The sequence below is a fragment of the Pseudomonas sp. S35 genome (assembly GCF_009866765.1).
GTDB lineage: Bacteria > Pseudomonadota > Gammaproteobacteria > Pseudomonadales > Pseudomonadaceae > Aquipseudomonas.
Genome location: NZ_CP019431.1, coordinates 1,155,887 through 1,173,314, shown reverse-complemented (window position 1 = coordinate 1,173,314; position 17,428 = coordinate 1,155,887). Strand labels below are relative to the sequence as shown.

Genomic DNA, 17,428 nt, shown 5'->3' with positions numbered 1-17,428 from the left:
GAGGCTGGCAGGAAGCGTGTGCTGAAGTTGCAAAGAATTGCGAAACGGACATGGCGATCCTGGCCATGGGTAACCTGGGGCAACACGTGAACCGCCCCGTCACTCCTGGCAGCCATGCCGTCAATTTGGTGCTGCAGATTTTGGAGACGCGTTAAATGGCGCATAACGAAGCAGTCGACGTAGTACTGGTAGGGGCCGGCATCATGAGTGCCACCCTGGCCGTACTGCTCAAAGAGCTCGACCCCGGCCTCACGCTGGAAGTCGTTGAGCTGATGGATTCGGGTGCAGCGGAGAGTTCCAACCCGTGGAACAACGCCGGTACCGGTCACGCCGGGCTGTGCGAGCTGAACTACACGCCGCAGGCCGCCGATGGTTCCATCGACATCAAGAAAGCCGTGCACATCAACACCCAGTTCGAGGTGTCCAAGCAGTTCTGGGCGTACCTGACCCAAAAGGGCACCTTTGGCTCGTCCAAGTCCTTTATCAGCCCGGTGCCGCACCTGAGCTTCGTGCAGGGTGAAAACGGCGTGGCTTTCCTCAAGAAGCGCTTTGAGTCCCTCAGCCAGCACCATGCGTTCTCGGACATGCACTACACCGAAGACCGCAACGAGATGGCCGAGTGGATGCCACTGATGATGCCGGGCCGCCCGCTCGACGAAAAAATCGCTGCCACCCGCGTGATGAATGGCACCGACGTCAACTTCGGCGCCCTGACCAATCAACTGCTCGGCCACCTGACCAGCTCCCCGGATGCCCAGGTCAAGTACAGCAAGCGCGTCACCGGCCTCAAGCGCAACGGCGCCGGCTGGACCGTGAGCATCAAAGACGTCAACAGCGGCACCAGCCGTGAAGTGGACGCCAAGTTCGTCTTCCTCGGCGCTGGTGGCGCGGCACTGCCGCTGCTGCAAGCCTCGGGCATCGAAGAAAGCAAAGGCTTCGGCGGCTTCCCGGTCAGTGGCCAGTGGCTGCGTTGCGACAACCCCGAAGTGGTCAAGCACCACCAGGCCAAGGTCTACAGCCAGGCCGCAGTGGGTTCGCCACCGATGTCGGTGCCGCACCTGGACACCCGCGTGGTGGATGGCAAGAAATCCCTGCTGTTCGGGCCATACGCCGGTTTCACCACCAAGTTCCTCAAGCACGGCTCGTTCCTTGACCTGCCGATGTCGATCCGTGCCGGCAACATCGGCCCGATGCTGGCCGTGGCTCGCGACAACATGGACCTGACCAAGTACCTGGTCAGCGAAGTGCGCCAATCCATGGAGCAGCGCCTGGAATCCCTGCGTCGCTTCTACCCTGAGGCGAAAGCCGAAGACTGGCGCCTGGAAGTGGCCGGCCAGCGGGTTCAGATCATCAAGAAAGACCCGAAGAAAGGCGGCGTGCTGCAATTCGGCACAGAACTGGTCGCGGCCAAAGACGGCTCCCTGGCGGCGCTGCTGGGCGCATCTCCGGGCGCCTCGGTGACGGTGTCGATCATGCTGGAACTGATCGAACGCTGCTTCCCGGCCAAGACTGCCGGTGAATGGGCGGCCAAGCTGCAGGAAATCTTCCCAGCCCGGGAAAAGGTCCTGGAGACGGACGCCGAGCTGTATCGCAAGATCAATGCGCAGAACAACATCAGCCTTGAACTGGTTGAACCTGTAGAAGCGAGCTCGATCGCGAAAAACGTCAACGATAACGCAGCGCATATGGAATAACGCGGCGCTCTCAGGCTGTTAGCGAGCAAGCTCGCTCCTACAGTGAAAACACAAACGCCCCGCTCTCGGCATGAGATCGGGGCGTTTTTTTTGGCTCTGGAAAATCAGCCGCGGGCGTTTTCGATCAGTTCGATGTACTCAGGCGCGTTGCGCTGATCCTTGATCAACTCGACGAACGTCTGGCCATGCTCGTCCTTGCCATCCAGATCCAGGCCAGCTTCCTTGAAAAAGCCCAGGAAGCGCTCGAAGTCGTCGATACGCAGGCCACGGTAAGCCTTGATCAGTTTGTGCAGGGACGGTGAGGTTGCGTCGACCGGCTCGAAGTCCAGGAACAACTTGATTTGATCGTCGCCAATCTCGTCACCAATCACCTGTTTCTTATCTTTACGCATTACCGACTCCAGCCTGCAGACATTTACACGGGGTTTGAAGTCTACCTGTGCGACGCAAGCTCCGAAAGCAGTGGAGACCCAATGTGGGAGGGGGCTTGCTCCCGATTGCAGTGTGTCTGGCTCACTATCTTTAACTTCACACCGCTATCGGGGGCAAGCCCCCTCCCACATTTTGATCTTCATCGCTCTGGCTACTTGATACGGACTGCACCGGTGTGCACATCCGCCCAGATATGGCCGTTGGCATAGCTGAGAAATTGCACATAGAGGGTGTCATTGCGCAGCAAGTCGACAATCACCCGGTATTGGGCCACCGGATAAGAAAGCGTCAAGGTCTTGGTCTTGTCGTCAAACACCGGCTTCTTCAGGCTTTTACTTTCGGCATCGAAGTTGAGCACCACCTGGCTGATCGTTGCGCCTTTGTTCAGGGACTTGCCCTTGAGACGGATCATCAGCGGCGAAGTCACCGGGATCGGTTGCTGGTTGGACTGGCGTTGATTACCCACCACCACCGCGTACTCGGTGACTTGCAGCAGTTGCTGCTGCTCAGGGGTTTCAGTGCGCAGCGTGAGGTCATCCGGCGGCAGGAATTGACCATGCATCGGCGCCGGAGCGGCGGCCAGTGGCAAACTCAGGGTCAGCGCCAGGGCGGCGCAAGTGCGAATCAACAGGCTCATGAACAGCTCCAGACGCAGGGGCCAAGCACGATAGCATGACAACCCTGCGCCAGGCCTGGATCACATGCCTTTGACGGCGTAGATCCCATTGGCGTTGCGCCAGTAGCCTTTGTAGTCCATGCCATAACCGAAGATGTAGCGGTCGATGCATGGCAGGCCGACGTAATCGGCCTTCAGGTCCGGCCGCGCCTTGCGGTCGTGGTCTTTGTCGATCAGCACGGCGGTGTGCACCTTGCGTGCGCCGGCGTGTTTGCAGAAGTCGATGATCGCGCCCAGGGTGTGACCTTCATCGAGAATGTCGTCGATGATCAGCACGTCGCGGTCAATGAACGAAACTTCCGGCTTGGCTTTCCAGAACAGGTCGCCGCCAGTGGTTTCGTTGCGATAGCGGGTGGCGTGCAGGTAAGACGCTTCCAGCGGGAATTGCAGATGGGTGAGCAATTTGCCGGCGAAGATCAGGCCGCCGTTCATCACGCAGAAGACCACCGGGTTGGTGTCGGCCATTTCGCGGGTGATGTGGGCGCCGACCTTGGCGATTGCCTCTTCGACTTGCGCTTCGGTGTACAGGCAATCAGCCTCACGCATGATTTGACGGATATGCTCAAGATCAGCGGACATGGCGCTCTCCAAGGGGTGCTGTGGCAAGAAAAGCGGGCGAAGGTACGCTGCTCGTGCGCTCCGGGCAAGCCTTAATGGACTAACGTACTAGATGTCTATAGGACAACACCCTCGGATAGATTAATCTAGGCCGGTTTTTTTGCCCGCCGCCGGAGCCTTTCCCATGCCCACTCGCGAGATCCGCCACCCGCTGATCCAGCACAAGCTCGGCCTTATGCGCCGCGCCGACATTAGCACGAAGAACTTCCGTGAGCTTGCTCAGGAAGTCGGAGCGTTGCTCACTTACGAAGCCACCAAGGATTTGCCCCTGGAAACCTACGAGATCCCCGGCTGGGCCGGTCCCGTCCAGGTGGAAAAAATCGCCGGTAAGAAAATCACGGTCGTGCCGATCCTGCGCGCCGGTATCGGCATGCTCGAGGGCGTCCTCAGCCTGATCCCCGGCGCCAAGGTCAGCGCCGTAGGCGTGGCCCGCAACGAAGAAACCTTGCAGGCCCACACCTACCTGGAAAAACTCGTCCCGGAAATCAACGAGCGCCTGGCCATGATCATCGACCCGATGCTCGCCACCGGCAGTTCAATGGTTGCCACCATCGACCTGCTGAAAAAAGCCGGTTGCCGGGACATCCGCGCAATGGTGCTGGTAGCCGCTCCCGAAGGCATCGCCGCCGTCGAGAAAGCGCACCCGGACGTGCAGATCTACACCGCCTCCATCGACGAGCGCCTGAATGAACACGGCTACATCATCCCGGGCCTTGGCGATGCCGGTGACAAGATCTTCGGCACCAAGCAGAAGGACGCGTGAACATGCAGGATGAATTCAACGACCCGCTTTGGCGCCAGATCCTGTCTGGCGCACAAATGCTCTTCGTAGCATTTGGCGCGCTGGTGTTGATGCCGCTGATCACAGGTCTTGATCCAAACGTCGCGCTGTTCACCGCCGGCCTGGGCACATTGCTGTTCCAGGTGGTGACAGGGCGGCAGGTGCCAGTGTTCCTGGCGTCGAGCTTTGCGTTTATCACACCGATCATTCTCGCCAAGGGCCAGTTCGGCCTCGCGGCGACCATGGGCGGGGTGATGGCGGCCGGTTTCGTTTATACGTTCCTGGGCCTGGCCGTGAAGATCAAGGGCACCGGTTTTATCGACCGGCTGCTGCCACCTGTCGTCATCGGGCCGGTGATCATCTCCATCGGCCTGGCCATGGCGCCCATTGCCGCCAATATGGCGATGGGCAAGTCCGGCGATGGCGCCGAGCTGATTCATTACCAGACCGCGATGATGATCTCTATGCCCGCGCTGCTCACCACGCTGATCGTGGCAGTGTTCGGCAAAGGCATCTTCCGCCTGGTGCCGATCATCTCCGGCGTATTGGTGGGCTTTGCGATGGCGTTCTACTTTGGCGTGGTCGACACGGCCAAGATCGCCGCCGCGCCTTGGTTCGCCCTCCCCCACTTCACCGCGCCGGAATTCAACTGGCAGGCGATCCTGTTTATCGTCCCGGTGGCCCTGGCCCCAGCGATCGAACATATCGGTGGTGTGATTGCGGTGGGCAGCGTGACGGGTCGCGACTACCTGAAAAAACCGGGTTTGCACCGCACCCTGCTGGGTGATGGTATTGCCACCACGGCCGCCGGTATGTTCGGCGGCCCACCGAACACCACCTACGCCGAAGTGACCGGCGCCGTGATGCTGACCAAGAACTACAACCCGAAAATCATGACCTGGGCGGCGGTATTTGCCATCAGCCTGGCGTTTATCGGTAAGTTCGGTGCATTGCTGCAGAGCATTCCAGTGCCGGTGATGGGCGGGATTCTGTGCCTGTTGTTTGGCTCGATTGCTGCGGTGGGGATGAACACGCTGATCCGCCACAAGATCGACCTGGGCGAGGCGCGCAACCTGGTGATTGTGTCGGTGACCTTGGTGTTTGGAATTGGCGGTGTGCTGGTGGGTACTGGCACCGGCCCGGATGACTTCGGCCTCAAGGGCATCGCCCTGTGTGCGGTCGTAGCGATTGGCTTGAACCTGCTGCTACCGGGCAATGATGGCTGGAAGAACAAGAAGCCTGACGAGCCACTGCTTTAACTGCCAACGCAAAACCCAATGTGGGAGGGGGCTTGCCCCCGATGGCGATATATCAGTCAGACATGAATTGACTGAAACTCCGCTATCGGGGGCAAGCCCCCTCCCACATTTTTACATCTTCAGTGTGGCTTAGAGCTCACCCAAACCGTCGATCAACGCCTGGTTCTGCTCCGGCGTACCAATGCTGATCCGCAGGAACTGGGCAATCCGCTCCTGCTTGAAGTGCCGCACGATTACCCCTTGCTCACGCAACTTGGCTGCCAGGCCGGCCGCGTCGTGCCGTGGGTGCCGGGCAAAGATGAAGTTGGCCGCGGAAGGCAACACTTCAAAGCCCTTCCCCTCCAACTGCGCGACCACCTTGTTGCGGCTGTCGATGACTAACTGGCAGGTCTTCTCGAAGTACTCACGGTCCTCAAACGCGGCCGCCGCGCCGACAATCGCCAGGCGATCCAGCGGGTAGGAGTTGAAGCTGTTCTTGACGCGCTCCAGCGCTTCGATCAAGTCCGGATGGCCCACCGCCAGGCCCACACGCAAACCGGCCAGTGAGCGCGATTTGGACAGGGTCTGGGTCACCAGCAGATTCGGGTAACGGTCCACCAGACTGATGGCGGTTTCGCCGCCAAAGTCGATATAGGCTTCATCAACCACCACCACCGAATCCGGGCTGGCCTTGAGGATCTGCTCCACCGCGTCCAACGCCAACACGCAGCCGGTCGGCGCGTTCGGGTTAGGGAAGATGATCCCGCCGTTGGGCCTGGCGTAGTCGGCCACACGGATCTGGAACTGCTCGTCCAACGCCACCGGGTCGGACTGGATGCCATAGAGGCCGCAGTAAACCGGGTAGAAGCTGTAGCTGATGTCCGGGAACAGCAGTGGCAGGTCGTGCTGGAACAGGCCGTGGAAGATGTGGGCCAGCACTTCATCGGAACCATTGCCGAGGAAGACCTTGCCGGCATCGATCCCGTAATACTTGGCCACGGCCTGCTTGAGCAGGTCGCTGTTGGGGTCCGGATACAGGCGCAAGTTGTCGTTCAACTCCGCCTGCATCGCGGCCAGCGCCTTGGGCGACGGGCCGTAGGGGTTTTCATTGGTGTTGAGCTTGACCAGCTTGGTCAGCTTCGGCTGCTCGCCGGGCACGTAAGGCACGAGGTCCTTGACGAAGGGGCTCCAGAACTTGCTCATGTCTCAGTTACCTTTCTTGTCGTCAAGGATGCGGTATTCCGCGCTGCGGGCGTGGGCGCTCAGGGATTCGCCACGGGCCAGCACCGAAGCCGTCTTGCCCAGCTCGGAAGCGCCTTGTGGCGAGCAGAAGATGATCGACGAACGCTTCTGGAAGTCATACACCCCCAGCGGCGACGAGAAACGCGCAGTGCCGGAAGTCGGCAACACGTGGTTCGGGCCCGCGCAGTAGTCACCCAGGGCTTCGCTGGTGTGGCGGCCCATGAAGATCGCACCGGCGTGGCGAATCGACGGCAGCCAGGCCTGTGGATCGGCCACCGACAACTCCAGGTGCTCCGGGGCGATGCGGTTGGCCACTTCGATGGCCTGTTCCATGTCGCGCACCAGAATCAACGCACCACGGCCATTGATCGACTTCTCGATGATCTCAGCGCGCTCCATGGTCGGCAGCAGCTTATCGACGCTGGCGGCGACCTTGTCGAGAAACTCGGCGTCCGGGCTAACCAGAATCGCCTGGGCGTCTTCGTCGTGCTCGGCCTGGGAGAACAGGTCCATAGCAATCCAGTCCGGGTCGGTCTGGCCGTCGCAGACCACGAGGATTTCCGAAGGCCCGGCGATCATGTCGATGCCCACCTGGCCAAACACGTGACGCTTGGCAGTGGCGACGTAGATGTTGCCGGGGCCGACCACTTTGTCCACCTTCGGCACGCTTTCGGTGCCATAGGCCAGGGCGGCGACGGCTTGAGCGCCGCCGATGGTGAACACGCGGTCGACGCCGGCGATGCAGGCCGCTGCCAGTACCAGCTCGTTGATTTCGCCACGAGGCGTCGGCACCACCATGACCACTTCGGTCACGCCGGCCACTTTGGCGGGAATGGCGTTCATCAATACGGAAGACGGATATGACGCCTTGCCGCCCGGCACGTACAGGCCGGCGCGGTCCAGCGGCGTGACCTTTTGGCCCAGCACCGTGCCGTCGGCTTCGGTGTAGCTCCAGGAATCCTGCTTCTGCTTCTCGTGGTAACTGCGCACCCGCGCCGCCGCCACTTCCAGCGCTTCGCGCTGAGGCGCGGTGATGCGCGTCAGTGCCAGTTCCAGGCGTTCGCGGGGCAGGATCAGGTCGGCCATCGACGCGACATCCAAGCCATCAAACTGACGGGTGAAATCCACCAACGCCGCGTCGCCGCGCTCGCGCACGGCCTTGATGATGTCGAGCACTCGCTGGTTGACCGAGTCGTCGGACACGCTTTCCCAGCTCAGCAGATGATCCAGATGATGGGCGAAATCCGGGTCGGCAGCGTTGAGTCGGGCAATTGCAGTGGACGTGGTCATAGCGAGGGCCTCAATAGAAATGGCAAAAACTCAGGCGCCCTAAACTAGCAGTCGTTTCCGCTTGGGCACCTGAGAATTCTGGCTATGAGGCGGATAGACGGGCGCAGCCTTTGGGCTACGCGGGTAGGTCAACCGCGGTGTCGAGACTCCACTGCGGTGCGCAGGGTATCGATCAACGCCTGGATACGGGCGTGCTGCATCTTCATCGATGCCTTGTTGACGATCAGGCGGGAGCTGATGTCGGCGATAAAGTCCTGGGGTTCGAGACCGTTGGCACGCAGGGTGTTGCCGGTGTCGACCACGTCGATGATCTTGTCGGCCAGGCCGATCAGGGGCGCCAGCTCCATCGAGCCGTAGAGCTTGATGATGTCGACCTGACGACCTTGCTCGGCATAGTAGCGCTTGGCGACGTTGACGAACTTGGTGGCCACCCGCAGGCGCCCCTTGGGCTCGACATCACCGACACGGCCGGCGGTCATCAGCTTGCACAAGGCAATACGCAGGTCCAACGGCTCGTACAGGCCCTGGCCACCGTATTCCATCAGCACGTCTTTACCGGCGACGCCCAGGTCGGCCGCGCCATGCTCAACGTAGGTCGGCACGTCAGTAGCCCGCACGATCAGCAGGCGAACGTCGTCCTGGGTCGTGGGGATGATCAGCTTGCGGCTCTTGTCCGGATTCTCGGTCGGCACGATGCCCGCTTCAGCCAGAAGCGGCAAAGTGTCGTCAAGGATGCGGCCCTTGGACAGTGCGATGGTCAACATGGGAAACGTCAGTCCTTCATCAGGCTATTGCTGTCCGGTCGCAAACGGCGCCAGACGCAGATCGAGGCCATGACAGCCTCGATTTGAAACGAATTCACAGCAAGCTTTGTAGTGAGCGGGCTTGCCCGCGCTGGAGTGCGAAGCGCTCCCAAGATTTTCAGGGCCGCTTCGCAGCCCAGCGCGGGGCAAGCCCGCTCACTACAAAACGGGGACTAGCCCGGTACGCGGCGGATTTTAGCGCCGAGCATCTGCAGCTTTTCTTCAATGCACTCGTAACCACGGTCAATGTGGTAGATGCGGTCGATCAACGTGTCGCCTTCGGCAATCAGCGCCGAAATCACCAGACTGGCCGATGCACGCAGGTCGGTGGCCATGACTGGCGCGCCCTTGAGCTTCTCGGTGCCGGTCACGATGGCCGTATTGCCTTCAACCTGGATCTTCGCGCCCATGCGGTGCAGTTCGTACACGTGCATGAAGCGGTTTTCGAAGATGGTCTCGATCACGGCACCAGTGCCTTCGGCAATCGCGTTCAAGGAGATGAACTGCGCCTGCATGTCAGTCGGGAATGCCGGGTACGGAGCGGTCCGCACGTTGACGGCTTTTGGCCGCTTGCCGTGCATGTTCAGCTCGATCCAGTCCTCACCGGTGGTGATTTCGGCACCGGCTTCGCGCAGTTTTTCCAGCACGGCTTCCAGGATGGTCGGATCGGTGTCCTTGACCTTGACGCGACCACCGGTAACGGCGGCGGCAACCAGGTAGGTACCGGTCTCGATGCGGTCAGGCATGACCTTGTAGGTAGCGGTGTGCAGACGCTCTACACCATCGATGGTGATGGTGTCGGTGCCAGCACCGGACACCTTGGCACCCATGGCGTTCAGGAAGTTGGCCAAGTCGACCACTTCAGGCTCGCGCGCGGCGTTTTGCAGCACACTGCGGCCTTTGGCCAAGGCAGCGGCCATCATGATGTTCTCGGTACCGGTCACGCTGACGGTATCGAAGAAGAAGTTCGCGCCACGCAGGCCGCCTTCCGGCGCCTTGGCCTTGATGTAGCCGCCTTCGACATCAATGACTGCACCCATGGCTTCCAGGCCACGGATGTGCAGGTCCACCGGACGCGAGCCAATGGCGCAACCGCCAGGCAGGGCGACTTCGGCTTCGCCGAAACGGGCAACCATCGGGCCCAGTACCAGGATCGACGCACGCATGGTTTTCACCAGTTCGTACGGGGCGATCAGGGTCTTGATGGTGCGTGGGTCGATTTCGACGGACAGTTTCTCGTCGATGACCGGCTCAATGCCCATGCGACCGAACAGCTCGATCATGGTGGTGATGTCGTGCAGGTGCGGCAGGTTGGCCACAGTCACCGGGCCATCGCACAGCAGGGTCGCTGCCAGGATCGGCAAGGCAGAGTTTTTCGCACCGGAAATGCGAATCTCGCCATCAAGGCGGGCACCGCCGGTAATAATCAATTTATCCATAAGAATCTCGACGCCTTGGGGGCTCAGGTGCGCTCGGCCCAGGCCGCGCGGCTGAAAAATTTCATAGTGACCGCATGGATGCTGCCATCGGTGATCCATGGGTTCAAATGGGCATAGATCTGCTGTTGACGCTTGACCGGGCTCAATGCCGCCAGTTCATCGCTAATCACGTTCAGCTGGAAATTGCAGCCTTCGCCTTCAACTTCTACGGTCGTTTCCGGCAGCTTTCCTTCAAGGAAGCTCTTAACTTCTAGGGCCTGCATGCTCAACCTCTATCGGCGCCCAGTGCGCACGGGTCGCACATCATACAAAAAAGCCCCGCGCCTGCGAACCCCGCATAGCAGGACTCTGACGGGGGGCCTCTCTAATAATGTGTATTAAGGATGCGCCAACAGCTCGGTCAAACCGGAAACCTCGGCGATTTCGCGCATGTCCTCGGGCAAAGCCCGGATGCTGACCGGCTTTTTGGCCGCTGCGGCATCGCGCATGAAGCACAGCAGCAACGACAAACCGACGCTGCTGGACTTGGTTACCGCCGAGCAATCAAGCACCAGCGCAGGAGCACTGCTGGTCTTGATCAATGCCTGGCCTTGCTTGCGCAGGTCGGGGCCGGTGCGGTAATCCAGCACGCCGCTGAGGAACAACTCGCCAGCGTCGCCGAGACGAACGGCCGACTCGGTCATTGCGCAGGCTTCCCGGCAGCCTTATCGGTTTCTTCCTTGGCCTTGGCGACTTCACCGGCCCAACCATTGATGGTTTTGTCCAGGTCGTTGCCATTGCGCTGCATCGCGTCGGCGAACTGGTCACGGAACAGCTTGCCGATGTTGATGCCGTTGATGATCACGTTGCGCAGTTTCCACTCGCCGCTGATCTTCTCCAGGGTGTATTGCACCGGGTACACGGCGCCATTGTTGCCCTTGACGCTCATGTTGACGCTGGTGCGATCGCCGGATTCATCACCGGCTGGGGCGACGGTAATGCCTTGGTTGTTGTACTCAAGCAACGCATTGCCATAGAACTGGAACAGGCCGCGCTTGAAGTTTTCCTGGAACGTTTGCATTTGCGCTGGCGTGGCCTTGCGCGAATATTTGACCGTCATGATGCTGCGCGAAATGCCCTCAGCGTCGACGACCGGGCCGACGATGGTGTTCAGCGCTTCGTAGAACTTGGTCGGGTCTTGCTTGTACTGTTCTTTGTTGGCCGTCAGGTCAGCCAACATCTTGCTGGTCGTGTCCTGCACCAGTTCGTGTGCAGAACCTGCCGCGTTGGCCATCAATGGCAGTGCTGCAAGCAGTACCAGCAGGCCACGTCGCAAGGTAGAGATCATGAACAGATTCCTCATTTGGCGTCTTTATTGACCGTATTGAGCAAAAATTTTCCGATCAGGTCTTCGAGCACCAGCGACGACTGCGTGTCGTGGATGGTCGAACCATCCTTGAGCAGTGCTGTTTCACCGCCCACGCTGACACCGATGTACTTCTCGCCCAGCAGCCCCGCAGTGAGGATAGATGCAGTGGAGTCAGTCGGCAGATTATCGACCTTCTTGTCCAATTGCATCGTCACTCGCCCGGTGAAACTGTCGCGATCCAGATCGATTGCCGTGACCTTGCCGATGGTTACACCGGCCATGGTCACTTTAGCTCTGACAGTCAAACCGGCGATATTGTCGAAGTACGCGTAAAGTTTATAGGTATCGGCGGTAGGGCTGGCCGAAAGGCCGCTGACTCGCAGGGCCAGCAACAGTAAAGCCAGGATGCCAGCCAGCAAGAAAAGGCCGACACCGATTTCCACAGTGCGGTTTTGCATCAGAAATCTCCAAACATCAAGGCGGTCAAAATGAAGTCAAGGCCCAGTACCGCCAACGAGGCGTACACAACGGTCTTGGTGGTGGCACGACTGATCCCTTCTGAAGTGGGCTCACAGTCGTAGCCTTGGAATACGGCGATCCAAGTCACTACAAAAGCGAAAACGATGCTTTTTATGATGCCGTTGAGTACGTCACCGCTGAAAGTCACGCTGTTTTGCATGTTGGCCCAGTAGGAGCCGTCGTAGACACCCAGCCAGTCAACCGCTACCCACGAACCACCCCAGATACCGACCACGCTGAAGATCATCGCCAGCAGTGGAAGAGAGATGAAGCCGGCCCACAGGCGCGGGGCAACAATGTATTTGAGCGGGTCCACGCCGATCATTTCCAGGCTAGACAGCTGTTCGGTGGACTTCATGTTGCCGATTTCGGCAGTCAGCGCGGAACCCGCGCGCCCGGCGAACAACAGCGCAGTCACCACCGGCCCCAGTTCCCGCAACAGCGTCAGCGCGACCATCTGCCCCACCGCCTGCTCCGAACCGTAGCTGGACAAGATATTGAAACCTTGCAACGCCAGCACCATGCCGATGAACACCCCGGAGACCACAATGATCACCAGGGACATCACGCCCACCGAATGCAGTTGCTTGAGCAGCAGGCCGAAGCCACCACCAATACCACCGCGGCCGAGCAGGGCATGGAACAGAAAAATGGTCGAACGACCCAGCACTTCGACGATGTCGATGCCGGAGCGACCGAAAAGGCGAACCTTCTCGATAAGAGATGTCTTGCGCATCAGCGCTTCCCCAGAAGATCTGAGCGGTAATCCGCTGCCGGAAAGTGAAAAGGCACAGGGCCATCGGGGTCGCCAGTCATGAATTGGCGAATACGCGGGTTATCGGCGTTCATCAGTTCTTCAGGCGTGCCCTGCCCCAGCACCTGGCCATCGCCCACTACATAGAGGTAGTCGGCAATGCTCGCGGTTTCTGCAAGGTCGTGGGAGACCACGATGCTGGTGATGCCCAATGCATCGTTGAGCAGGCGGATCAGGCGCACCAGAACGCCCATGGCGATTGGATCCTGACCGACGAACGGCTCGTCGTACATGAGAATCTGCGGGTCGAGGGCAATGGCGCGCGCCAGGGCCACGCGGCGCTTCATGCCGCCGGACAGCTCATCGGGCATGAGGTCGATCGCACCACGCAGGCCTACGGCCTGCAATTTCAGCAACACAATGTCACGAATCATTTCATCGGACAGCTGGGTGTGCACCCGCAGCGGGAACGCCACGTTCTCGAACACATCAAGGTCAGTGAACAGCGCTCCGCTCTGGAACAGCACGCCCATGTGCTTGCGCGCATCGAACAGATCGCTGCGCGACAGCGTCGGCAGGTTCTGGCCGTTGACCCACACCTCGCCTGCGCTGGGGCGCAATTGCATGCCCATCAGGCGCAACAGGGTGGTTTTACCGCAACCGGACGGCCCCATGATGCCCGTGACCTTGCCGCGGGGAATGCGAATATCGACGTTATTGAAGATGCTGCGCGTCCCGCGCTTGAAGGTCAGTCCCTTCAGCTCGACCGCGTAGGCGTTATCGGCACTCATCTAAACTCCTTGGGATGCAGCCTCTCACTCAGACACCACGCATGCGACAAACGTTTGCAACGGTTACGCAATAGATAGCCACATGGGCTGGGCGGACCGAACTGGCGGCGAACTATATCACTGCTGACACAGGGCGCCCAAGGCCGGAACAGTGCTAGTTCAGATTCAGGACAGGTAAAAAACGTTGCCGGCTATGTTACTGATCATGAATCTTAAGCAACTGCGGAATAAAGCCTGACGAACTTGCGTGAGGGAATTGATCATTACCGCTATAATCGCCGACTTTTCGTCAGGCTATACGATTTCAGACATGAGCCAATCCAGCGACCTTATTCAATCCGCACAACGCACTATCCGCCTCGAGCTTGAAGCCGTAGAGGGCTTGCTGGCCCATATCGACGCGGATTTCGTACGCGCCTGCGAGATGATTCTGGCCAGCAAGGGCCGCGTTGTCGTGGTCGGCATGGGCAAATCGGGCCACGTCGGCAACAAGATCGCCGCCACACTGGCGAGCACTGGGACCACGGCGTTTTTCGTGCATCCAGCCGAAGCCAGCCACGGCGACATGGGCATGATCACCAAGGATGACATCATCCTGGCGCTGTCCAACTCTGGCACCACCAACGAAATCGTGACCCTGCTGCCGCTGATCAAGCGCCTGGGGATCAAGATGATCAGCATCACCGGCAACCCGGAATCGACGCTGGCCAAGGCCGCCGAAGTGAACCTGAACGTTCACGTGGCCCACGAGGCCTGCCCACTGAACCTGGCGCCGACCTCCTCCACCACTGCAGCCCTGGTCATGGGCGACGCATTGGCCGTGGCATTGCTCGAAGCCCGTGGGTTTACCGCTGAAGACTTCGCGTTTTCCCACCCCGGCGGCGCCTTGGGCCGCCGCCTGCTGCTGAAAGTGGAAAATGTCATGCACTCGGGCGATGAACTGCCTCACGTGCAGCGCGGTACGTTGCTGAAGGACGCGCTGATGGAAATGACACGCAAGGGCCTGGGCATGACCGTGATCCTGGAGACCGATGGCCGCCTGGCCGGCGTGTTTACCGACGGTGATCTGCGTCGCACACTGGACCGCACCATCGATATCCACACGGCCACCATTGACGCGGTAATGACCCCTCACGGCAAGACCGCACGCCCTGAAATGCTCGCAGCCGAAGCATTGAAGATCATGGAAGACCACAAGATCGGCGCGCTGGTGGTGGTCGATAGCGACGACCACCCGGTTGGCGCCCTGAACATGCACGACTTGCTGCGTGCGGGAGTGATGTAAATGACCAGCGACCTGCTGCAACGCGGCAAACACATCAAGCTGGCGATTTTCGACGTCGACGGCGTGCTGACCGATGGCCGCCTGTACTTCCTCGAAGATGGCAGCGAATTCAAGACATTCAACACCCTCGACGGCCAGGGCATCAAGATGCTGATGGCCGCGGGCGTACAAACCGCCATTATTAGCGGTCGAAAAACCCCGGTTGTGGAACGCCGCGCACAAAACCTGGGGATTCCTCACCTGTATCAAGGCCGCGAGGATAAACTGGTGGTCTTGGACGAGCTTCTTGGCCAACTCAACCTAAGCTATGAGCAGGTCGCCTACTTGGGCGATGACCTGCCAGACTTGCCGGTCATTCGCCGAGTGGGCCTGGGCATGGCCGTTGCCAATGCAGCCGCGTTTGTCCGCGAACACGCCCATGGCATCACCACTGCCCGTGGCGGCGAAGGTGCTGCCCGTGAGTTCTGCGAGCTGATCCTGCGCGCCCAGGGCCGCCTTGAAGCGGCCCACGCCGCCTACTTATAGAGCGTTTTATGCTGAGCAAAAAGATTCGCAACTTCCTGCTATTCGGGGTCATCGCCGCGCTGTTCCTGGCGGTGGGCTACTGGAATATCAGCCCGGAGCGCTTCCTCGACCAGCCTGCTGCGCAGGTAGATGAAGGCGCTATCGACTATTACGCCACCAACGCCTACAGCGTGCAGTTCCTGCCCGACGGCAAGGTGCAGTACGAAATGACGTCGGACAAGGTCGAGCATGTGAAGGCCTCCGAAATCACCTTGCTGACCAACCCGGACCTTAACCTGTACCGCGGCACCGAATTTCCGTGGCACGTCACCAGCAAGCGTGGCGAGGTCAACCCGGACGGTACCGAGGTGGAACTGATCGACTCGGTGCGCGTTGCGCGCACCGACGCAAAGAACCGTGACACGGTGATTACTACCAGTCGCATGACCGTATTCCCGCAGAAGCAATATGCGCAGACCGAGCAAGACGTTAGAATCGACGGCGCTGGCGGTGTATCGACTGGCAAGGGAATGAAAGCGTATTTGAAAGAAAGCAGGATACACCTGCTATCGAACGTAAGAGGACAGTATGAGGCTCGTTAAAACTCTCCCTATTTTGCTCGGCTTGGGCGCAGCACTGGGAAGCGTGAGCGCCTGGGCTCTGCCGAACGATAGCCAGCAGCCGATCCACATTTCTGCTGATGATGCGCAGTTGGATGACAAGCAAGGTGTTGCCACCTATACCGGCGGCGTCATCATCACCCAAGGGTCGATGAAGATCACCGGTAATACCGTGACACTGACGCGCACCCAAGCCGGTGACATCGACGTCGTGACCTCGGTGGGCAACCTGGCTTACTTCGAACAGAAGCAGTCCGCCACCGACACCGGCCCGATGAAGGGCTACGGCAAGACCATCCAGTATCATGCCCAGCAGAATCGTATCGTGCTGATCGACCAGGCCAAGGTGCTCAGTCCAGATGGCAACTCCACGGAAGGTGAAAAAATCACTTATGACACCGTGAAGCAGGTTGCCAACGCCGGCCGCGCCAATGGCACCAAGGTAACTGCGCCACGCCCACGCATCGACATGGTTATCCAGCCGAAGAAGAAGGCCGAGTAATGGCAACCCTGAAAGCCCAGCATCTGGCCAAGGCCTATAAAAGCCGTCAGGTCGTGCGCGACGTCAGCCTGTCGATCGACAGCGGCCAGATCGTCGGCCTGCTCGGCCCCAACGGCGCCGGCAAGACCACCTGCTTCTATATGATCGTCGGCCTGGTCCAGGCGGACCAGGGTCGCGTACTGATCGACGACCTGGATGTCAGCCACCAGCCGATGCACGGCCGCGCCCGTGCCGGTATCGGCTATCTTCCACAAGAAGCGTCGATCTTCCGCAAACTGTCGGTTGCCGACAACATCATGGCGATCCTCGAGACCCGCAAGGAGCTCGACCGCGATGGCCGCCGCAAGGAACTGGAAAGCCTGCTGCAGGAATTCCACATCAACCACATTCGCGACAACCTTGGCATGAGCCTGTCCGGTGGCGAACGTCGTCGCGTGGAAATCGCCCGCGCCCTGGCCACCGCCCCCAAGTTCATCCTGCTGGACGAACCGTTTGCAGGCGTCGACCCGATCTCGGTCGGCGACATCAAGCAGATCATCCATCACCTCAAGGCGAAGGGAATCGGTGTATTGATCACCGACCACAACGTGCGTGAAACCCTCGATATCTGCGAAACCGCTTATATCGTCAACGATGGTCAACTGATCGCCGAAGGTGATTCCGCGACCATCCTGGCCAACGAACTGGTCAAGGAAGTGTACCTGGGTCACGAGTTCCGCCTGTAAAGCCACGCGCAAGAACACGGCGGCGGCAGGTCGTTTGCCCACTGCGCGGGAACCAATGAAGACCTCCGGATTTTTATTGTTACCGCGCTCTAGGCAAAGCCCTCGATATCAGGCATATAATTTGCTTATGTTTGGCGCTCACGCGCCCTGTCGTGGATGGCGCATTG

Annotated in this window: 21 protein-coding genes; 8 read left to right on the top strand and 13 right to left on the bottom strand. The window is 59.8% G+C overall.

Going from position 1 to position 17,428, the window contains the following annotated elements; all coding sequences use genetic code 11:
- The first annotated feature begins 155 nt into the window (after nucleotides 1-155).
- On the top strand, nucleotides 156-1,694 hold the full coding sequence (gene mqo / locus PspS35_RS05255) for a malate dehydrogenase (quinone) (protein WP_159933038.1): 1,539 nt from the start codon (nucleotides 156-158) through the stop codon (nucleotides 1,692-1,694).
- A 104-nt stretch (nucleotides 1,695-1,798) separates the two neighbouring features.
- On the opposite strand, the gene PspS35_RS05250 is transcribed toward mqo, so the two are convergent.
- The 3 genes from PspS35_RS05250 to PspS35_RS05240 form a co-directional block, all read right to left on the bottom strand.
- On the bottom strand, nucleotides 1,799-2,086 hold the full coding sequence (locus PspS35_RS05250) for a PA4642 family protein (protein ID WP_065930292.1): 288 nt from the start codon (nucleotides 2,084-2,086) through the stop codon (nucleotides 1,799-1,801).
- Between the two features lie 191 nt (nucleotides 2,087-2,277).
- Nucleotides 2,278-2,763, bottom strand: coding sequence for a hypothetical protein (locus PspS35_RS05245; RefSeq protein WP_159933037.1), 486 nt, complete (start codon nucleotides 2,761-2,763; stop codon nucleotides 2,278-2,280).
- 60 nt (nucleotides 2,764-2,823) lie between these two features.
- A complete protein-coding gene (locus PspS35_RS05240; RefSeq protein WP_159933036.1) occupies nucleotides 2,824-3,381 on the bottom strand; it encodes a hypoxanthine-guanine phosphoribosyltransferase in 558 nt (185 codons plus the stop codon).
- Between the two features lie 163 nt (nucleotides 3,382-3,544).
- Between PspS35_RS05240 and upp the strand changes: the two genes are divergently transcribed.
- Both upp and PspS35_RS05230 read left to right on the top strand, forming a co-directional pair.
- Nucleotides 3,545-4,183, top strand: coding sequence for a uracil phosphoribosyltransferase (gene upp, locus PspS35_RS05235; RefSeq protein WP_099587134.1), 639 nt, complete (start codon nucleotides 3,545-3,547; stop codon nucleotides 4,181-4,183).
- 2 nt (nucleotides 4,184-4,185) lie between these two features.
- A complete protein-coding gene (locus PspS35_RS05230) occupies nucleotides 4,186-5,460 on the top strand; it encodes a uracil-xanthine permease family protein (protein ID WP_159933035.1) in 1,275 nt (424 codons plus the stop codon).
- A 129-nt stretch (nucleotides 5,461-5,589) separates the two neighbouring features.
- On the opposite strand, the gene hisC is transcribed toward PspS35_RS05230, so the two are convergent.
- The 10 genes from hisC to PspS35_RS05180 all read right to left on the bottom strand — a co-directional run bounded on the left by hisC (nucleotide 5,590) and on the right by PspS35_RS05180 (nucleotide 13,625).
- The gene (gene hisC / locus PspS35_RS05225) at nucleotides 5,590-6,642 is read right to left on the bottom strand and encodes a histidinol-phosphate transaminase (protein ID WP_159933034.1); all 1,053 of its coding nucleotides are present in this window, start codon (nucleotides 6,640-6,642) and stop codon (nucleotides 5,590-5,592) included.
- Nucleotides 6,643-6,645: 3 nt separating this feature from the next.
- Entirely contained in the window at nucleotides 6,646-7,971 is a 1,326-nt protein-coding gene (gene hisD, locus PspS35_RS05220; RefSeq protein ID WP_159933033.1) for a histidinol dehydrogenase, read from the bottom strand.
- 128 nt (nucleotides 7,972-8,099) lie between these two features.
- A complete protein-coding gene (hisG, locus tag PspS35_RS05215) occupies nucleotides 8,100-8,735 on the bottom strand; it encodes an ATP phosphoribosyltransferase (RefSeq protein ID WP_003171824.1) in 636 nt (211 codons plus the stop codon).
- Between the two features lie 212 nt (nucleotides 8,736-8,947).
- Nucleotides 8,948-10,213, bottom strand: a complete 1,266-nt coding sequence (murA, locus tag PspS35_RS05210) for a UDP-N-acetylglucosamine 1-carboxyvinyltransferase (protein WP_071494136.1) — start codon at nucleotides 10,211-10,213, stop codon at nucleotides 8,948-8,950.
- Nucleotides 10,214-10,236: 23 nt separating this feature from the next.
- Nucleotides 10,237-10,476 carry a BolA family protein gene (locus tag PspS35_RS05205; RefSeq protein WP_003188597.1) on the bottom strand — a complete coding sequence of 80 codons (240 nt, stop codon included), beginning with the start codon at nucleotides 10,474-10,476 and terminating at the stop codon, nucleotides 10,237-10,239.
- Between the two features lie 114 nt (nucleotides 10,477-10,590).
- A complete protein-coding gene (locus PspS35_RS05200) occupies nucleotides 10,591-10,896 on the bottom strand; it encodes an STAS domain-containing protein (RefSeq protein ID WP_159933032.1) in 306 nt (101 codons plus the stop codon).
- Complete coding sequence (locus tag PspS35_RS05195; RefSeq protein WP_159933031.1) at nucleotides 10,893-11,540, bottom strand: ABC transporter substrate-binding protein; 648 nt, start codon at nucleotides 11,538-11,540, stop codon at nucleotides 10,893-10,895. Before PspS35_RS05195 ends, PspS35_RS05200 begins: the two co-directional genes overlap by 4 nt.
- An 11-nt stretch (nucleotides 11,541-11,551) precedes the next feature.
- Nucleotides 11,552-12,019, bottom strand: a complete 468-nt coding sequence (mlaD, locus tag PspS35_RS05190) for an outer membrane lipid asymmetry maintenance protein MlaD (protein ID WP_003171814.1) — start codon at nucleotides 12,017-12,019, stop codon at nucleotides 11,552-11,554.
- A complete protein-coding gene (gene mlaE / locus PspS35_RS05185) occupies nucleotides 12,019-12,816 on the bottom strand; it encodes a lipid asymmetry maintenance ABC transporter permease subunit MlaE (RefSeq protein ID WP_159933030.1) in 798 nt (265 codons plus the stop codon). Before mlaE ends, mlaD begins: the two co-directional genes overlap by 1 nt.
- Nucleotides 12,816-13,625 (bottom strand): ATP-binding cassette domain-containing protein, encoded by an 810-nt coding sequence (locus tag PspS35_RS05180; RefSeq protein ID WP_003171811.1) that lies wholly within the window; start codon nucleotides 13,623-13,625, stop codon nucleotides 12,816-12,818. The genes mlaE and PspS35_RS05180 overlap by 1 nt, the downstream gene beginning before the upstream one ends.
- Nucleotides 13,626-13,935: 310 nt before the next feature.
- On the opposite strand from PspS35_RS05180, the gene PspS35_RS05175 reads away from it, so the two are divergent.
- From PspS35_RS05175 to lptB, 5 genes are read left to right on the top strand one after another with little or no spacing between them, the layout of a single operon-like run.
- Nucleotides 13,936-14,910, top strand: a complete 975-nt coding sequence (locus tag PspS35_RS05175) for a KpsF/GutQ family sugar-phosphate isomerase (protein WP_159933029.1) — start codon at nucleotides 13,936-13,938, stop codon at nucleotides 14,908-14,910.
- Complete coding sequence (locus PspS35_RS05170; RefSeq protein WP_159933028.1) at nucleotides 14,911-15,435, top strand: HAD family hydrolase; 525 nt, start codon at nucleotides 14,911-14,913, stop codon at nucleotides 15,433-15,435.
- 8 nt (nucleotides 15,436-15,443) lie between these two features.
- Nucleotides 15,444-16,016, top strand: a complete 573-nt coding sequence (gene lptC, locus PspS35_RS05165) for an LPS export ABC transporter periplasmic protein LptC (RefSeq protein ID WP_159933027.1) — start codon at nucleotides 15,444-15,446, stop codon at nucleotides 16,014-16,016.
- On the top strand, nucleotides 16,003-16,536 hold the full coding sequence (gene lptA, locus PspS35_RS05160; protein WP_159933026.1) for a lipopolysaccharide transport periplasmic protein LptA: 534 nt from the start codon (nucleotides 16,003-16,005) through the stop codon (nucleotides 16,534-16,536). The genes lptC and lptA overlap by 14 nt, the downstream gene beginning before the upstream one ends.
- The gene (lptB, locus tag PspS35_RS05155; RefSeq protein ID WP_003171806.1) at nucleotides 16,536-17,261 is read left to right on the top strand and encodes an LPS export ABC transporter ATP-binding protein; all 726 of its coding nucleotides are present in this window, start codon (nucleotides 16,536-16,538) and stop codon (nucleotides 17,259-17,261) included. Before lptA ends, lptB begins: the two co-directional genes overlap by 1 nt.
- The last annotated feature ends 167 nt before the right edge of the window (nucleotides 17,262-17,428 follow it).

Coding starts and splice junctions, on each gene's coding strand:
- PspS35_RS05240 (WP_159933036.1), bottom strand. CDS start 3,381: ATGTCCGCTGATCTTGAGCATATCCGTCAAATCATGCGTGAGGCTGAT.
- murA (WP_071494136.1), bottom strand. CDS start 10,213: ATGGATAAATTGATTATTACCGGCGGTGCCCGCCTTGATGGCGAGATT.
- PspS35_RS05175 (WP_159933029.1), top strand. CDS start 13,936: ATGAGCCAATCCAGCGACCTTATTCAATCCGCACAACGCACTATCCGC.
- PspS35_RS05245 (WP_159933037.1), bottom strand. CDS start 2,763: ATGAGCCTGTTGATTCGCACTTGCGCCGCCCTGGCGCTGACCCTGAGT.
- PspS35_RS05230 (WP_159933035.1), top strand. CDS start 4,186: ATGCAGGATGAATTCAACGACCCGCTTTGGCGCCAGATCCTGTCTGGC.
- mqo (WP_159933038.1), top strand. CDS start 156: ATGGCGCATAACGAAGCAGTCGACGTAGTACTGGTAGGGGCCGGCATC.
- PspS35_RS05205 (WP_003188597.1), bottom strand. CDS start 10,476: ATGCAGGCCCTAGAAGTTAAGAGCTTCCTTGAAGGAAAGCTGCCGGAA.
- hisD (WP_159933033.1), bottom strand. CDS start 7,971: ATGACCACGTCCACTGCAATTGCCCGACTCAACGCTGCCGACCCGGAT.
- PspS35_RS05200 (WP_159933032.1), bottom strand. CDS start 10,896: ATGACCGAGTCGGCCGTTCGTCTCGGCGACGCTGGCGAGTTGTTCCTC.
- PspS35_RS05180 (WP_003171811.1), bottom strand. CDS start 13,625: ATGAGTGCCGATAACGCCTACGCGGTCGAGCTGAAGGGACTGACCTTC.
- hisC (WP_159933034.1), bottom strand. CDS start 6,642: ATGAGCAAGTTCTGGAGCCCCTTCGTCAAGGACCTCGTGCCTTACGTG.
- lptC (WP_159933027.1), top strand. CDS start 15,444: ATGCTGAGCAAAAAGATTCGCAACTTCCTGCTATTCGGGGTCATCGCC.
- PspS35_RS05195 (WP_159933031.1), bottom strand. CDS start 11,540: ATGATCTCTACCTTGCGACGTGGCCTGCTGGTACTGCTTGCAGCACTG.
- upp (WP_099587134.1), top strand. CDS start 3,545: ATGCCCACTCGCGAGATCCGCCACCCGCTGATCCAGCACAAGCTCGGC.
- lptB (WP_003171806.1), top strand. CDS start 16,536: ATGGCAACCCTGAAAGCCCAGCATCTGGCCAAGGCCTATAAAAGCCGT.
- mlaD (WP_003171814.1), bottom strand. CDS start 12,019: ATGCAAAACCGCACTGTGGAAATCGGTGTCGGCCTTTTCTTGCTGGCT.
- PspS35_RS05250 (WP_065930292.1), bottom strand. CDS start 2,086: ATGCGTAAAGATAAGAAACAGGTGATTGGTGACGAGATTGGCGACGAT.
- PspS35_RS05170 (WP_159933028.1), top strand. CDS start 14,911: ATGACCAGCGACCTGCTGCAACGCGGCAAACACATCAAGCTGGCGATT.
- mlaE (WP_159933030.1), bottom strand. CDS start 12,816: ATGCGCAAGACATCTCTTATCGAGAAGGTTCGCCTTTTCGGTCGCTCC.
- lptA (WP_159933026.1), top strand. CDS start 16,003: ATGAGGCTCGTTAAAACTCTCCCTATTTTGCTCGGCTTGGGCGCAGCA.
- hisG (WP_003171824.1), bottom strand. CDS start 8,735: ATGTTGACCATCGCACTGTCCAAGGGCCGCATCCTTGACGACACTTTG.